The sequence below is a fragment of the Streptomyces sp. KL109B genome, from assembly GCF_030766935.1.
Taxonomy (GTDB): Bacteria; Actinomycetota; Actinomycetes; order Streptomycetales; family Streptomycetaceae; genus Streptomyces.
The window spans coordinates 48,559-61,877 of sequence record NZ_JASERL010000016.1; the positions used below are offsets into that span (position 1 = coordinate 48,559).

13 protein-coding genes are annotated in these 13,319 nt (G+C 72.2%); 7 read left to right on the forward strand and 6 right to left on the reverse strand.

Features of this window, described 5'->3' with window-relative positions; all coding sequences use genetic code 11:
- Nucleotides 1–10: 10 nt before the first annotated feature.
- The 5 genes from RBJ65_RS37495 to RBJ65_RS37515 are packed head-to-tail and all read right to left on the reverse strand — an operon-like array spanning nt 11 to nt 5,060.
- A complete protein-coding gene (locus RBJ65_RS37495; protein ID WP_306319254.1) occupies nt 11–553 on the reverse strand; it encodes a MarR family winged helix-turn-helix transcriptional regulator in 543 nt (180 codons plus the stop codon).
- A gap of 29 nt (nt 554–582) precedes the next feature.
- Complete coding sequence (locus tag RBJ65_RS37500; protein WP_306319255.1) at nt 583–1,221, reverse strand: SRPBCC family protein; 639 nt, start codon at nt 1,219–1,221, stop codon at nt 583–585.
- A gap of 16 nt (nt 1,222–1,237) precedes the next feature.
- The gene (locus RBJ65_RS37505) at nt 1,238–3,634 is read right to left on the reverse strand and encodes a xanthine dehydrogenase family protein molybdopterin-binding subunit (protein ID WP_306319256.1); all 2,397 of its coding nucleotides are present in this window, start codon (nt 3,632–3,634) and stop codon (nt 1,238–1,240) included.
- Entirely contained in the window at nt 3,631–4,206 is a 576-nt protein-coding gene (locus tag RBJ65_RS37510; protein WP_306319257.1) for a (2Fe-2S)-binding protein, read from the reverse strand. The genes RBJ65_RS37505 and RBJ65_RS37510 overlap by 4 nt, the downstream gene beginning before the upstream one ends.
- The gene (locus RBJ65_RS37515) at nt 4,203–5,060 is read right to left on the reverse strand and encodes a xanthine dehydrogenase family protein subunit M (protein ID WP_306319258.1); all 858 of its coding nucleotides are present in this window, start codon (nt 5,058–5,060) and stop codon (nt 4,203–4,205) included. The genes RBJ65_RS37510 and RBJ65_RS37515 overlap by 4 nt, the downstream gene beginning before the upstream one ends.
- Nucleotides 5,061–5,228: 168 nt before the next feature.
- Here RBJ65_RS37515 and RBJ65_RS37520 point away from each other — a divergent pair, with 168 nt between their 5' ends.
- On the forward strand, nt 5,229–6,296 hold the full coding sequence (locus tag RBJ65_RS37520) for a TetR family transcriptional regulator (protein WP_306319259.1): 1,068 nt from the start codon (nt 5,229–5,231) through the stop codon (nt 6,294–6,296).
- Between the two features lie 66 nt (nt 6,297–6,362).
- Here the strand turns inward: RBJ65_RS37520 and RBJ65_RS37525 are convergent, their stop codons facing one another.
- Nucleotides 6,363–7,763 carry an MFS transporter gene (locus RBJ65_RS37525; RefSeq protein ID WP_306319260.1) on the reverse strand — a complete coding sequence of 467 codons (1,401 nt, stop codon included), beginning with the start codon at nt 7,761–7,763 and terminating at the stop codon, nt 6,363–6,365.
- Nucleotides 7,764–7,958: 195 nt separating this feature from the next.
- On the opposite strand from RBJ65_RS37525, the gene RBJ65_RS37530 reads away from it, so the two are divergent.
- Genes RBJ65_RS37530 through RBJ65_RS37555 form a run of 6 tightly spaced genes read left to right on the forward strand, consistent with a single transcriptional unit; the run spans nt 7,959 to nt 13,304 of the window.
- A complete protein-coding gene (locus RBJ65_RS37530) occupies nt 7,959–9,443 on the forward strand; it encodes an aldehyde dehydrogenase (RefSeq protein WP_306319261.1) in 1,485 nt (494 codons plus the stop codon).
- A gap of 23 nt (nt 9,444–9,466) precedes the next feature.
- Entirely contained in the window at nt 9,467–10,441 is a 975-nt protein-coding gene (locus RBJ65_RS37535; protein WP_306319262.1) for a VOC family protein, read from the forward strand.
- Complete coding sequence (locus RBJ65_RS37540; protein ID WP_306319263.1) at nt 10,438–11,235, forward strand: aspartate dehydrogenase domain-containing protein; 798 nt, start codon at nt 10,438–10,440, stop codon at nt 11,233–11,235. The genes RBJ65_RS37535 and RBJ65_RS37540 overlap by 4 nt, the downstream gene beginning before the upstream one ends.
- A complete protein-coding gene (locus RBJ65_RS37545; RefSeq protein WP_306319264.1) occupies nt 11,232–12,020 on the forward strand; it encodes an alpha/beta fold hydrolase in 789 nt (262 codons plus the stop codon). The genes RBJ65_RS37540 and RBJ65_RS37545 overlap by 4 nt, the downstream gene beginning before the upstream one ends.
- A gap of 23 nt (nt 12,021–12,043) precedes the next feature.
- Entirely contained in the window at nt 12,044–12,565 is a 522-nt protein-coding gene (locus tag RBJ65_RS37550) for a cupin domain-containing protein (protein ID WP_306319265.1), read from the forward strand.
- The gene (locus tag RBJ65_RS37555; RefSeq protein WP_306319266.1) at nt 12,558–13,304 is read left to right on the forward strand and encodes an SDR family oxidoreductase; all 747 of its coding nucleotides are present in this window, start codon (nt 12,558–12,560) and stop codon (nt 13,302–13,304) included. The genes RBJ65_RS37550 and RBJ65_RS37555 overlap by 8 nt, the downstream gene beginning before the upstream one ends.
- Nucleotides 13,305–13,319: the final 15 nt, after the last annotated feature.

A 13,319-nucleotide genomic window follows, 5' to 3' on the forward strand; every position in this document is an offset into this window, starting at 1 on the left:
ACCCCGCGCCTCAATCGCCGGCGGGGCTTGATGTGTCCTCGTCCGCGTCCAGGATCGAGTGTTCCAACTTGCCCAGGAGGCGGGCCAGTTGGCGGCGCTCGGACGGGGAGATGCCTGCCAGCATGCGCTCCTCGTTCGCCAGGTGGTCCGTGAATACCTGGTCCACCGTCGCGAGGCCGAGGTCGGTGAGGCGGGAGTAGACGACGCGGCGGTCCTCGGCGTCGCGTTCGCGGACTATCAGGCCGTCCTTCTCCAGGCGGTCCATGCGCAGGGTGACCCCGGCGGACGAGACGAGCCCGGAGTCGGCGAGCTGTCCGGCGGTGAGGCGGTACGGCTTGCCCGCGCGGCGCAGGGCCGTCAGGACGTCGAAGCCGGCGACGGACAGGCCGTGCCGCTCGATCGACGCGTTGAGCTTGGTGTTGTAGCGCAGGAACGAGCGGTGCAGGCGGGCCAGCACTTCCAGTGGGCCGGTGTCGAGCTCGGGCCGTTCACGCGCCCAGTCCGCCACGATCTCTGCCACGGCGTCGCGCCGCTTCGGCTTCCGCTCGGCCATCCCCGTCCCCTCGCATCACAACGCATGTCTCATGAGCGGGCGCGAAGTGTTACGCCCCTGAAAATTCTACCCCTGAAGCGATCGCGGGCGACCTTGACCAGTATGACCGCGGCGAGCGCCGCCGCGGCCGGGACGGCGGCCTTCTTGAGGAGTACGGGGAGGGCCGCGGCGCCGAGGTCGACGGCTTCCGGTTCGGCCGGGGTGGACGCAGGGGTCGAGACGGGCTCGGTCGCCGACATCAACTCGGCCAGGCGGTCCGCGAATTGGCCGACGATGCGGTCGCCGACCTCCGTCATGATGCCGCGCCCGAACTGGGCGGGGCGGCCGGTGATGTCGAGGTCGGTGCGGACGCGGACACGGGTGCCGGCCGGGTCGGCGACGAGTTCGGCGGTGACGGTCGCCGAGGCGGTGCCCGCGCCGCGGGTCTCGCTGCCGGAGAGGTCGAGGCGCATGCTGTGGGCGGCCTCGTCGCGGGTCACGGTGCCCTCTCCCCGGTAACTCATCTGCACGGCCCCGACCTTGACCTTCACGCGGCCGGTGAAGGTGTCGCCGTCGAGGGTGTCGAGGACCGCGCCGGGCATGCAGGGGGCTACGCGGCCGAGGTCGTGGAAGAGCTTCCAGGCGTCGTCCGGCGCGGCCGGCACGGTGAAGGTGTGGTCGAGTTGCACGCTGGTGTTCCGTTCGTCAGGGGGTGCGCAGCAGGGCGCGGATGCGGCTCGGGGAGAGGGGGCCGCGGCGGACGACGACGCCGAAGGGGCGCAGGGCGTCCTCGACGGCGTTCGCGAGGACGGCCTGCGGGGCGATGGCGCCGCCTTCGCCGAGGCCCTTCACGCCGAGGTCGTTCATGGGGCTCGGCGAGTGGATCTCGTCCATGTCGAGGTCGGGGATCTCGGAGGAGGTGGGGACGAGGTAGTCCATGTAGGTGCCGGTGCGGGGCTGGCCGTCGGGGCCGTAGATCATCTCCTCGTAGAGGGCGCCGCCGATGCCCTGGGCGATGCCGCCGGTGACCTGGCCCTCGGCGATCAGCGGGTTGACGATGACGCCCGCGTCGTGGACGACGACGTACTGGAGGATCTCCAACTCGCCCGTCTCTTCGTCCACTTCGACGACCGCGGCGTGGGCGCCGCTGGCGACGGCGAAGCCGGGTGGGCGGAAGTGGACGGTCTCGCTGAGTTCGGTGCCGTGCCGGCCGTCGGTGGGTTCGGGGGTGCCGGGGAGCGGGGCGCGGCCCGCGAGTTCGGCGAGGGTGAGGGTGGGGCCGTCGGGGGCCTTCGTCGTGAATACGCCGTCGGTGAGGGTCAGTTCGGCGGGTGGGACGTCGAGGCGGCGGGCCGCGAGGGCGAGCGCCTTTTCGCGTACGAGCTTCCCTGCCCGGTGGGTGGCGTTGCCCGCGTTGACGAGGGCGCGGCTGGCGATGGTGCCGACGCCGAAGGGGGTCGCGGAGGTGTCGCCGCCGACCACGTCGATGACGCCGAGGGGGACGCCGAGGGCGTCGGCGGCGATCTGCGCCATCGAGGTGCGGTGGCCCTGGCCTTGGGACGGTGCGCCGATGGCCAGTTTCACGCGGCCGCTGGGAGCGATGTCGATGCGGGCCGTCTCGAAGGGGCCGAGCCCGGTGGCCTCGATGTACATGGCGTAGCCGACGCCGATGTGCTTGCCTTCGCGTGCCTGCGTGGGCAGTTGGACCTTGGCGCGGGCGCGGCGCAGGAGTTCGGGGAAGTCCCCGGAGTCGTACGACTGGGGGTTGCCGGAGCGGTCGACGAGGCCGGTCGAGTACGGCATGTCGTCGGGGTGGATGAGGTTGCGGGCTCTCAACTCGGCCGGGTCCAGCCGCAGTTGTGCTGCCAGGCGGTCCATCGCGCGTTCCATCGCGAACACCGTCTCGGGGCGTCCGGCGCCCCGGTAAGGCGTCGCGAAAGCCGTGTTGGTGAGGACGCCGAGGACGTCGATGTCGACGTTCGGGATGCGGTAGGGGCCGAGGAGGTGGCACAGGGAGTTGTACGGGACGACGAGGCCGGTCATGTTGTACGCGCCGAAGTTGACGGTGATGCGGTCGCGTACGGCGAGGATCCGGCCGTCGGCGTCGGCGGCGAGTTCGATGCGGTGGAGCTGTTCGCGGGCGTGCGAGGCGGCGGTGAGGTTCTCGTTGCGGTCCTCGCGCCAGACCACAGGGCGGCCCAACTCCCGTGCCGCGTAAGGGATCAGCATTTCCTCTACGTAGAGGATGCCCTTCTGGCCGAAGCCGCCGCCGACGTCGGTGGCGATGACGCGGACGGTCTCGCCGTCGAGGCCGAGGGTGGTGGCAATGGACTCGCGGACGCGGTGCGGGGTCTGGGTGTTGGACCAGACGGTGAGTTCACCGCTGTAGGGGTCGACGCGGGCCGCGACGGCGCGGGTCTCGATGGGTGAGGCGACGTAGCGGTGGGCCTGGAACTCCTCGCTGATCACCGTGTGGGCGGAGGTGAACGCGGCGTCGGGGTCGCCGACTTGGGTGGTGATGGCGACGGCCGTGTTGTCGGGGAGGTGGTCGTGGAGGAGTGGGGCGTCGGAGTCGAGGGCGTGGTCGGGGTCGACGAGGACGGGCAGTGGGGCGTAGCGCACGTCGACGAGTTCGAGGGCGTCCTCGGCGAGGTAGCGGCTGTCCGCGAAGACGACGGCGACGGGCTGGCCGACGTACAGGACCTTGTCGGTGGCGAGCAGTGGCATCGGCGTCAACTCGACGCGCGGGTCGAGGAGTTCGGCGAGGCGGGGCGGGGTGCGCAGTTCCTCTTTGTTGAGGAGGGGTGCGAGGTGGGCGACGTCGGCGCCGGTCCAGACGGCGAGGACGCCGGGGGCCTGGAGCGCGGCGGTCACGTCGACGGACTCGACGCGGGCGTGGGCGTGCGGGCTGCGCAGGACGGCGGCCTCGGCGGCGCCGGGCAGGTCGATGTCGTCGACGTAGCGGCCGTTGCCGCGCAGGAGTCGGTCGTCCTCGACGCGGGGGACGGGGCGGCCGATCCAGGTGGCGGGTGGCGCGGTGGTGGCGGATGGGGCACTGGGGGCGGATGGGGTGCTGGTGGTGGATGGGGCGCTGGTGGTCATGCGGGGCACTCCCCTCGCTTCGTGTGCTCACCCTCGTACGTCTCGTCGAGGGCCTGGCCGACCGCGCGGCGGATGTTGCGGTAGCCGGTGCAGCGGCAGAGGTGGCCGCTGAGCGCGTCGGCGACCTCGGTGTCGCCCGGCCGTTCGCCCTGTTCGGTGAGGGCCGTCGCCGTCATGAGGAAGCCGGGGGTGCAGAACCCGCACTGCATGCCGTGGCACGCGTGGAACGCCTCCTGCACCGGGGTGAGCGGCGCGTCCGCGCTGGTCAGGCCCTCGACGGTGCGCAGTTCGGCGCCCTCGCACTGGACGGCGAGCGTGAGGCAGGAGCGGACGGGGGTGCCGTCGACGAGGACGGTGCAGGCCCCGCACACGCCGTGCTCGCAGCCGACGTGGGTGCCGGTGAGACGGAGCCGGTCGCGCAGGAAGTCGCTGAGCAGCAGCCGGGATTCGACCTGGGCAGTGACGGGGGCTCCGTTGACGGTGAGGCGGATCTCGTGCCAGCCGGAGGGTTCGGCGAGCGGCGGAGTCCGTACGGCGGGGTTCACTGGAGTGGGGCTCGGCGTGGTCGTCATCGGGTGCGCTCCCAAGCGGTCGTGCAGGCGCGGACGAGGAGGTGGGCGGCGGCCTCGCGGCGGTACGCGGCCGTGGCGTGGACGTCGTCGGAGGGGTCGAGGTGCGCGAGGGCGGCCTCGCGGGCGGCGGCGAGGGCGGCCGGGCCCGCGTCGGTGCCGGTCAGCGCCGTTTCGGCGGCGGGGAGGCGGACGGGGGCGGGGCCGACGCCGCAGCAGACGACGCGGGCCGAGCCGACCTCGGCCCCGGACCGCTCAAGGAGGACGGCGACGCCGACCGTCGCGAAGTCGCCGTGCCTGCGGGCGAGTTCCTCGAAGGCCCAGCCGCCGCGGGCCGGGAAGACGACCTCGGTGAGGAGTTCGTCCGGCTCCACGGCGGTCTGGAAAGTGGCGACGAAGAACTCCTCGGCCGGGACGGTGCGCTCCCCCGCCGGGCCCGCGATGACGAAGCGGGCGTCCAGCGCGACGGCGGCGGTGGGGAGTTCGGCGGCCGGGTCGTGGTGCACGAGGCTGCCGCAGACGGTGCCGCGGGCCCGGATCTGCGGGTGCCCGATGTGGCCGATCGCGGCGGCGAGCAGCGGCCAGCCTTCGCGGAGCCGGGGGTCGGCGGCGGCAGCGGACTGGCGGACGGCGGCGCCGATGTGCAGGGCGCCGTCCGCGTCGACGGTGAGGGCGTCGAGGCCGGGGATGCGGGTGATGTCGACGAGGAGGCCGGGGCGGGCGAGCCGCATGCTCAGCATCGGGATCAGCGACTGGCCGCCGGCCACGACCTTGGGGTCGCGGTCCTCGTCGGCGAGCAGGGCGAGCGCCTCCGGAACGGAGCGTGGGGCGCTGTAGTCGAAGGGTGTGGGTTTCAAACCGTCTGCCACCAGGCCTCTCGGAGCTCGTATTCCTTAGCCCTGAAATGATTGACACTGAACTACCGATTTGGCAAGAGGTCCATCTCACTCAGTCTTGGCACGGCATACCTCTTTGAACAGTCGTGCAGAAACGAGCGTGTCAGTGGCCTCGACTACTGTTGCGCCGTGGACGAGGCACAGCAGGACAGGCGGCGTGGCCGGGCGCACGACCCCGAGGGCAACCGGCGGGCCGTGCTCGAAGCGGCGCGGCGGCTGTTCGCGGCGCACGGGTACCAGGGCGCCGGCATCCGGGCCATCGCCGCCGAGGCCGGGGTGACGCCGGGCCTCGTCATGGCGTACTTCGGGTCCAAGGACGGGCTCTTCCGCGCCGTCGTCGGCGAGGGCACCGGTGTCACGGACCGGCTTCTCGACGAGGCGGGCAACGATCCGGCCGGCCTCCCGCAGGCCCTCGCCCACTCCTACCTCGACCGCTGGGACCGGCTCTCCGCGCAGGACCCGCTCGCCGCGCTCATCCGCTCGGCGCTGAACCACCCGCCCAGCGCGGAGCAGTTGAGCGAGCTCCTGGAACGCCTGGTGACCCGGCCGCTGCAGGACGTACTCGGCGAGACCCGGGAGGCGGCGGCCCGGATCGGGATGATCCGCAGCGTCCTGTTCGGCGTCATCATGGAGCGCTATCTCTTCGCGCACGAGCCCGCCCGCTCGGTGCCGACGGCCGACCTGGAGCGGCTGCTCACGGAGGTGCTGGCCGCGGCGGTCGGGGCGTCCGCGCGCTCCGGTGAGCCGCGCCCCGGGGACTCCCCGGCCACCGACGCCGACACCCGCGTCTTCGCCGCGCTCACCGACTGCGCCGACCGCTACCGGGGGCTGATCGGCCGCGTCGTCAAGCGGCACGGCCTCTCCCTCGCCGCCTTCGAGGTGCTCGCCGAGCTGCGCCGCTCCCCCGCCCCGCACCGCCGCACCATGGGCGAACTCGCGGCGGCGGGCGCGGTCCGGGCCGGCGCGGTGACCCAGCACGCGGACCGCCTCGCGCGGGCCGGGCTCATCGAGCGGGAGCGGGACGACCGGGACCGGCGGATCGTGTATCTGCGGTTGAGCGGGGCGGGGCGGGAGTTGGTCGACCGGGTCGCGGCGGAGCGGGCGGCGGGTGAGCGGGAGTTGCTGGACGGGCTGCGGCCACAGGAGCGGCGGCAACTGCGGGCGCTGCTCGGGGCGTTGGGCCAGGCGCTCCCGTAATGACGGCGGCGCCGGGCCCACTCGGACCCGGCGCCGCGAAGCACACCCCCGCACCGCGCACTCCCGTTACGCGTTGAGCTCCTCCAGCGTCTTGCCCTTCGTCTCCACCGCGAACAGGGCGATGATCGCGCCCACGGCCGCCACCGCCGCCAACTGCGCGAAGACCACGCCGAGTCCGCCACCGGAGCTGATGATCGCGCCGACCGTGATCGGGCCGAGGATCACGCCGAGCCGGTTCCACAGGCCGCCGAAGGCGGCGCCGGTGGCCCGGTTGCGCGTCGGGTACAGCTCCGGCGAGTAGAGGTAGAGGCCCGCGTTGATCGCGTAGACGAAGAACGTCGTGCACGACGCGAACAGGGCGACCTGGAGCCCCGATGTGACCCCGACCAGGGACAGGATCCCGAGGGCGAGCGCCGTGCCGCCGAGCGCGGCGACCAGGGCCGGGCGCCGCCCGATCCGGTCGATGACGAGCGCGACGACGAAGGTCCCGAGCAGACCGGTGATGTTGCTGAGCAGCGTGTAGACCAGCGCCGTCGTCAGGTCGAGGCCGAAGTTCTTCGTGTAGAGCGAGGGCAGCCACGTGGAGATGCCGTGGTTGACGTAGTACGCGACGAACCAGAGCCCGGACAGCACGGCGGTGCGGCGCAGATAGCGGCCGGTGAACAGGTCCCGCAGCCGGCCGCGCCCGGTCTCCTGCACGGGCGCCGGGCCCGGCTGCGGCAGCGGTTCGCCGACGGCCCGCTCGACCTCGGACTCGATCCGGGCGATGACCTTCTCGGCCTCCTCGGTCCGCCCCTGCGAGAGCAGCCAGCGCGGCGACTCGGCGACCTGCTTCGGCAGCGCCACCGCGATCAGCACGGGCAGCGCGCCCAGCACGAACATCGCGCGCCAGCCGAGGTTCGGCACGACCCACACGGCGACGAGGCTGGCGGCCGCCAGTCCGGCCGGAAAGATCATCTCGTAGAGCAGGACGAAGCGGCCGCGCTTGTCGGAGCGGGAGATCTCGTTGATGTACGTGGCCGCGACCGGGACGACGCCGCCGATGCCGAGCCCTTGGACGAAGCGGAAGAGCGAGAACAGCTCGATCCCGTTCGACAGGGCGACGGCGAGGCTGGCCAGGCCGGTGATCGCGACGCCCAGGGCGACCGTGCGCACGCGGCCGATCCGGTCGCCGAGCCATCCGGCGACCAGCGCGCCGAGCAGCATGCCGACGGAGCCGGTGGTGACCGCGAAGGTCGCCTGCCCCGTGCTGAGGTGCCAGTCCTTGATGAGGACGGGCAGGGCGGAGGCGGCGAGCAGTTGGTCGAAGGCCTCGAAGAAGGTCACGGCTCCGATGAGGAAGCGCACCTTGACGTGCCAGCGGGAGTGCGGCAGCCGTTCGAGTCTGGCCGCGACAGAGCCGAGGCCCTGTTGACCGGTCGGTCCGGGCTGCCCGGGCGGTCCGGCTTTACCGGCCACAGTCGTCATGGGAGGGGTCCTTCCGCAGGGTGGATGCGGTGACAGTAGAAGCCAACTCCTAAGCGGTCAATGGTTAGCCACTTAGAGATGTGGAGGTTTGAAGAGCCTCCACATCTAACCCACGACCCTCTTGCGAAGAAACATTTAAGCGCTTAGCTTTCTAGCGCTTGGTCATTCGCAGCACCCTTCCCTGGAGGTCCCGCCGTGCCTCAGCACGCCACCGAGATCCTTGTCGCGGGCCAGTGGCGGCACGGCGCCGGCGCCCCGCTCGACACCGTCGACCCCGCCACCGGCGAGGTCATCGCCACCGTGCACACCGCGTCCGCCGAAGAGGTCGACGAGGCCGCGCGGGCGGCGTCCGAGGCCGCGGCCGACCCGGCCTGGCGCGAGCTGCTCCCGCACCAGCGGGCCCGACTCCTGTACCGGATCGCGGAGTTGACCGAGGAAGCGGCCGACGACCTCGCCGCGACACAGACCGCCGACACCGGCAAGACGCTCACCGAGACGAAGGCGCTCGCGCTCAGCGCGGCCGGCACCTTCCGGTACCTGGGCGCCACCCTGGAGACGGCGGAAGAGGCGATCACGCCTTCGCGCGGCCCGTACGTCACGATGAGCGTGCACGAGCCGATCGGCGTGGTCGGGGCGATCAACCCGTGGAACTCGCCGGTCGCGAGCGACGCGCAGAAGATCGCGCCCGCGCTCGCGGCGGGGAACGCGGTGCTGCTCAAGCCCGCCGCCTGGACGCCCCTCGTGTCCCTGAAGCTCGGCCGGATCATCACCCGGGCCCTCACCGAACTCGGCCTTCCCACCGCCCTGTTGTCGGTCCTCCCGGGCAGCGGCCGAGTCGTCGGGGACGCGGTCGCACGCCACCCGCTCGTCGGCCGGATCGGCTTCACCGGCGGCACCGAGACCGGCCGCTCCATCGCCGAGGTCGCCGCCCGCAAGCTGATCCCCGCCTCCCTCGAACTGGGCGGCAAGTCGCCGACGATCGTGCGGGAGGACGCGGACGTCGAACAGGCCCTGGCGGGCGTGATGTTCGGCATCTTCTCGTCCAGCGGGCAGTCCTGCATCGCGGGTTCGCGGCTGTTCGTGCACGCGTCGCTGTACGAGTCGTTCGTCGGCGAACTCGTGTCGCGGGTGCGGAAGTTGCGGGTCGGTCCCGGCACCGCCCCCGACACGCAGGTGGGCCCGCTCGTGCACGCCGAGCACCGGGACTCGGTCGCCGCGTACGTCGACCTCGCGCGCTCGGAGGGCGCCGAGGTGCTGTGCGGCGGCGCCGCGCCCGAAGGCCCCGCGTACGAGAACGGCGCGTACTACCTGCCGACCGTCCTCGCCGGGCTCGCGAACGACTCCCGGACCTGCCAGGAGGAGATCTTCGGCCCCGTCCTGGTGGTCCTCCCCTACGACGACGAGGACGACCTGGTCCGCCAGGCCAACGACTCGGTGTACGGCCTGGCCTGCGGCATCTGGACCCGCGACGCGCGGGCCGCCTGGAACCTGGCCCGCCGGATCGACGCGGGCACCGTGTGGATCAACACGTACAAGCAGTTCAGCGCGTCCACCCCGTTCAGCGGGATGAAGGACAGCGGCCTCGGCACCGAGAAGGGGCGCGACGCCATCCGCGCCTACCAACGCCAGAAGTCCCTGTACTGGGGCACGTCCGAAGCCCCGCTCCCCTGGGCCAACTGACCACCCCCGCAACGGAGTTCCCCATGCCCCACCCCACGCATCCCACTCGCCCCCCGCACCCGCCGATCGCCCGGCTGCGCGCGCTGCGCTCCGTCGAGCTGCTCACCCCGTCCTTCGCCGAGGCCACCGACTTCTACGAAGAGGCGTGGGGCCTGGAGGTCGTCGAGTCCGAGCACAGCGCGAGCTGGCTGCGCGGCACCGGCGAGCAGCACCACGCTCTCCAGCTCACCCGCTCCGAGCGCACCGGGCTCGGCCGCCTCGTGTTCGCCGTCGCCACGCCCGCCGAGATCGACGAGGCGGCGCGCAGGCTCGAAGCGCGCGGCATCGTGCCGGTCGCAGGGCCAGGACCGCTCGACCAGGTCGGCGGCGGCTATGGCCTGCGCTTCCACGACCACGAGGGCCGGCTCGTCGAACTGTCCGCCGAGACCTGGGCGGTGGCGCCGCGCGGGCAGCAGGCGGCGGTGCCGGTCGGTGTCACGCACGCCGTCCTCAACACCCCCGACATCGACGCCGCCGTCGCGTTCTACTGCGACGTCCTCGGGCTTCGCGTGTCCGACTGGTCCGAGCACCAGATGGCGTTCCTGCGCTGCAACGCCGACCACCACTGCATCGCGTTCAACCAGGCCGAGTGGGTGTCCCTCAACCACGTGGCGTACGAGATGAGTTCGGTCGACCACTTCATGCGCGGCCTCGGCCGACTGCGCCACCACGGCATCGTCCCGAAGTGGGGTCCTGGGCGGCACGGGCCCGGCAACAACACCTTCTCCTACTTCACCGACCCGACCGGGCTCGTCTGCGAGTACACGTCCGAGGTCGCGCAGATCGTCGAGGACCGGTGGATCGCCAAGGTGTGGCGGCGGATTCCCGAGCTGTCCGATCTGTGGGGGACGGCGGGGGCGCCGTCGAAGGAGATCCGCTGTCACATGGCCGGTTCGCCGGAGTCCCCGGTCGTCCCGGAACCGGAATCCCCGGTCGTCCCGGAAGGAGTGCGCAAGTGAGCAGTACGTTGAGGATCGGGCTCGTCGGCTGGGGCGCCATCGGCCGCGTCGTCGGCACGGCGCTCGCCCAAGGAGACGTCCAGGGCGCCGAGTTGGCGTGCATCGTCGACAACCGTCCGCTCGGCGAGGCGGCGCCCGCGCCGCAGGTCGCCTTCGAGGAGGCCATCGACCGCTGCGACCTGATCGTGGAGGCGGCGGGTCAGGGTGTCGTACGGGAGTGGGGCGAGCGCGTCCTGACCTCCGGCACCGATCTGCTCGTGGCCTCGACCGGCGCCCTCACCGACGACGAGCTGACGAAGCGGCTGCTCGCGGCAGGTCCTGGCCGGGTGTTCTTCACGGGCGGCGCCGTCGGCGGCCTCGACCTCCTCCAGGCCGTGCGGGCCCTGGGGCCGATCGAGGACGTGCGGCTGACGACGACGAAGTTGCCGTCCACTCTCGAACAGCCGTGGATGGACGAGGAGTTGCTGGGCCGGATGCGTGCGGCGGACGGCCCGGTCGTGGTCATGTCCGGCACCGCGCGCGACGTTCCGGTGAAGTTCCCCAAGTCGACGAACGTGGCCGCCTCGGTCGCCCTCGCCGTCGGCGACCTGGACGCTGTGCGGGTCGAGGTCGTCGCCGATCCGGGGGCCACGCGGACGCGTCATGTCATCGAGGCGTCCGGGGAGCACGGCGCGTACCGCTTCGAGGTCGCGCACCGGCCCGACCCGGGCAACCCGGCGACCAGCCAGGTCGTGCCGTACTCGGTGCTGCGGTCGGTGGCCGCGCTCGCCGGGCGGTCGGGGCAGATCCTGTGACGGCCGCCGTCCACACCTCCGTACATGTGGAGGAGGCGGGTACCGAAGGGCCCCTGCTGCTGTGCCTGCACGGCATCGGCTCCTCTTCGGCGGCGTTCGCGCCGCAGCTCGCCGCGCTGAGCGAGCACGCGCGCGTGGTCGCGTGGGACGCCCCCGGATACGGCAAGTCCCCCGATCCGGAAGGCCCGTTGGACCTCGACGGCTTCGCGGACGCCGCGGCGGACCTGATCCGTTCGTACGGTGACGGCCCCGCACACGTCCTCGGTGTCTCGTGGGGCGGCGTGATCGCGCTGCGGCTCGCCGCCCGGCACCCTTCGCTCGTCGAGTCGCTGATCGTCGCCGACTCCAGCGCCGGGTCCGGCACCGACCCCGCCAAGGCCGAGGGCATGCGGGCGCGCGCCGCCGAGCTTGCCGAGGCCGGGCCGCGCGCCTTCGCCGAGAAGCGCGGGCCGCGCCTCGTCTCGGACCTCGCGCCCGCCGAACTCGTCGAGCGGGTCGTCGACACCATGGCCGCCTCCGTGCGGCTGCCCGGATACGGGTACGCCGCCGAGGCCATGGCAGGCGCCGACCTGCGCCCCGAACTGTCCGCCGTCACCGCGCCCACCCTCGTGATCTGCGGCGACCGCGACAAGGTCACCGGCGTCGAGGCCTCCCAGGTCCTCGCCGGCGGCCTGCACAAGACGGCCTACGTGATCGTCAAGGACGCCGGTCACCTGGCCAACCAGGAACAGCCCGAGCGGTTCAACGCCTGGGTCCTGTCCCACCTGCACATCGTCACGCGCTGACACCCTTTCGAAAGGCCCACACCATGCCTCTGACCACCACCGAGTACGACAACGGCGGCGACCTCGCCCAGTACACCGACTCCCTCATCGCCTCGAAGGAGTCCCGCGTCGCCGACTTCGACACGCTCTCCTTCCAGGAGAAGGCGGGCAAGCAGTACCGCCGCGGCCAGATCCGTTACGTCGGCTCCGGCGCCACCGGCAACCACGAGGGCGACAGCCGCATCCTCCCGTCGGGCGGCTTCACCTTCTCCAACATGCTGCTGCCGCCCGGCGCCGAGGGCCCGGCCCACACCCACCACGACGTGGAGGAGGCCTTCTTCGTCCTGGAGGGCGAGGTCCGCGTGGGCGTGCACCGCGGCCCGGACGAGGTCGAGTACCGCACCCTCGGCTACCGCGACATGATCGTCGTGCCCGCAGGTGTGACCCGCTCGCTGAAGAACGAGGGCGACACCGACGCCCTGTTCTGCGTCGTCATCGGCACGCAGAAGCCGCAGGTGCCGTCGTACCCCGAGTACTCGCCGATGCACGGCGTCACCCGTGACTGATGCACGGCAGACCGTTGTCGTGACCGGGGCGGGCCGTGGCCTGGGACTGGCCATGGCCCGCCGGGCCGCGGCGGACGGCTTCCGGGTCGTCCTCGCGGAGCTGGACCCCGAGCGCGGCGAGCGGGCGGCGGCGGAGCTGCGGGCCGAGGGCCACGACGCGCACTTCGTACGGTGCGACGTGGCGGACCCGGCCTCCGTCGACGAACTCGCCGTATTCGTACGGGAGTTGGGTGGCGGCCTGTACGGGCTCGTCAACAACGCCGCGCTCGCCAACGGCGTCGGCGGCAAGGAGTTCCAGGACATCGACATCGAGGTCTGGGACCGCCTGATGACGGTCAACGCGCGCGGCCCCTGGCTGGTCTCCAAGGCGCTGCACCCGCTGTTCGGCCCGACCGGACGCATCGTCAACATCGCCTCGGACGCGGCCCTTTACGGCTCCCCGCGGCTCGCGCACTACATCACGTCGAAGGGCGCGGTCATCGCCCTCACGCGGGCCATGGCACGGGAGCTGGGCGAACGCGGCATCACCGTGAACGCCCTCGCCCCCGGCCTCACCGAGTGCGAGGCGACCGAGGGCGTACCCGAGGAACGGCACGGCCTGTACGCGGCGAACCGGGCGATCTCCCGGCCGCAGCAGCCCGACGACCTCACCGGCCTCGCCTCCTTCCTCCTCTCCGAGGAGTCCCGCTATCTGACCGGACAGGTGATCGCCGTCAACGGCGGATTCACCATGAACTGACCCGACTGAACCAAC

What these genes read in the sequence shown, in the direction of transcription:
- RBJ65_RS37535 (WP_306319262.1), top strand. Translation starts at nt 9,467, where the DNA reads ATGCCCCACCCCACGCATCCCACTCGCCCCCCGCACCCGCCGATCGCC.
- RBJ65_RS37495 (WP_306319254.1), bottom strand. Translation starts at nt 553, where the DNA reads ATGGCCGAGCGGAAGCCGAAGCGGCGCGACGCCGTGGCAGAGATCGTG.
- RBJ65_RS37550 (WP_306319265.1), top strand. Translation starts at nt 12,044, where the DNA reads ATGCCTCTGACCACCACCGAGTACGACAACGGCGGCGACCTCGCCCAG.
- RBJ65_RS37525 (WP_306319260.1), bottom strand. Translation starts at nt 7,763, where the DNA reads ATGACGACTGTGGCCGGTAAAGCCGGACCGCCCGGGCAGCCCGGACCG.
- RBJ65_RS37510 (WP_306319257.1), bottom strand. Translation starts at nt 4,206, where the DNA reads ATGACGACCACGCCGAGCCCCACTCCAGTGAACCCCGCCGTACGGACT.
- RBJ65_RS37505 (WP_306319256.1), bottom strand. Translation starts at nt 3,634, where the DNA reads ATGACCACCAGCGCCCCATCCACCACCAGCACCCCATCCGCCCCCAGT.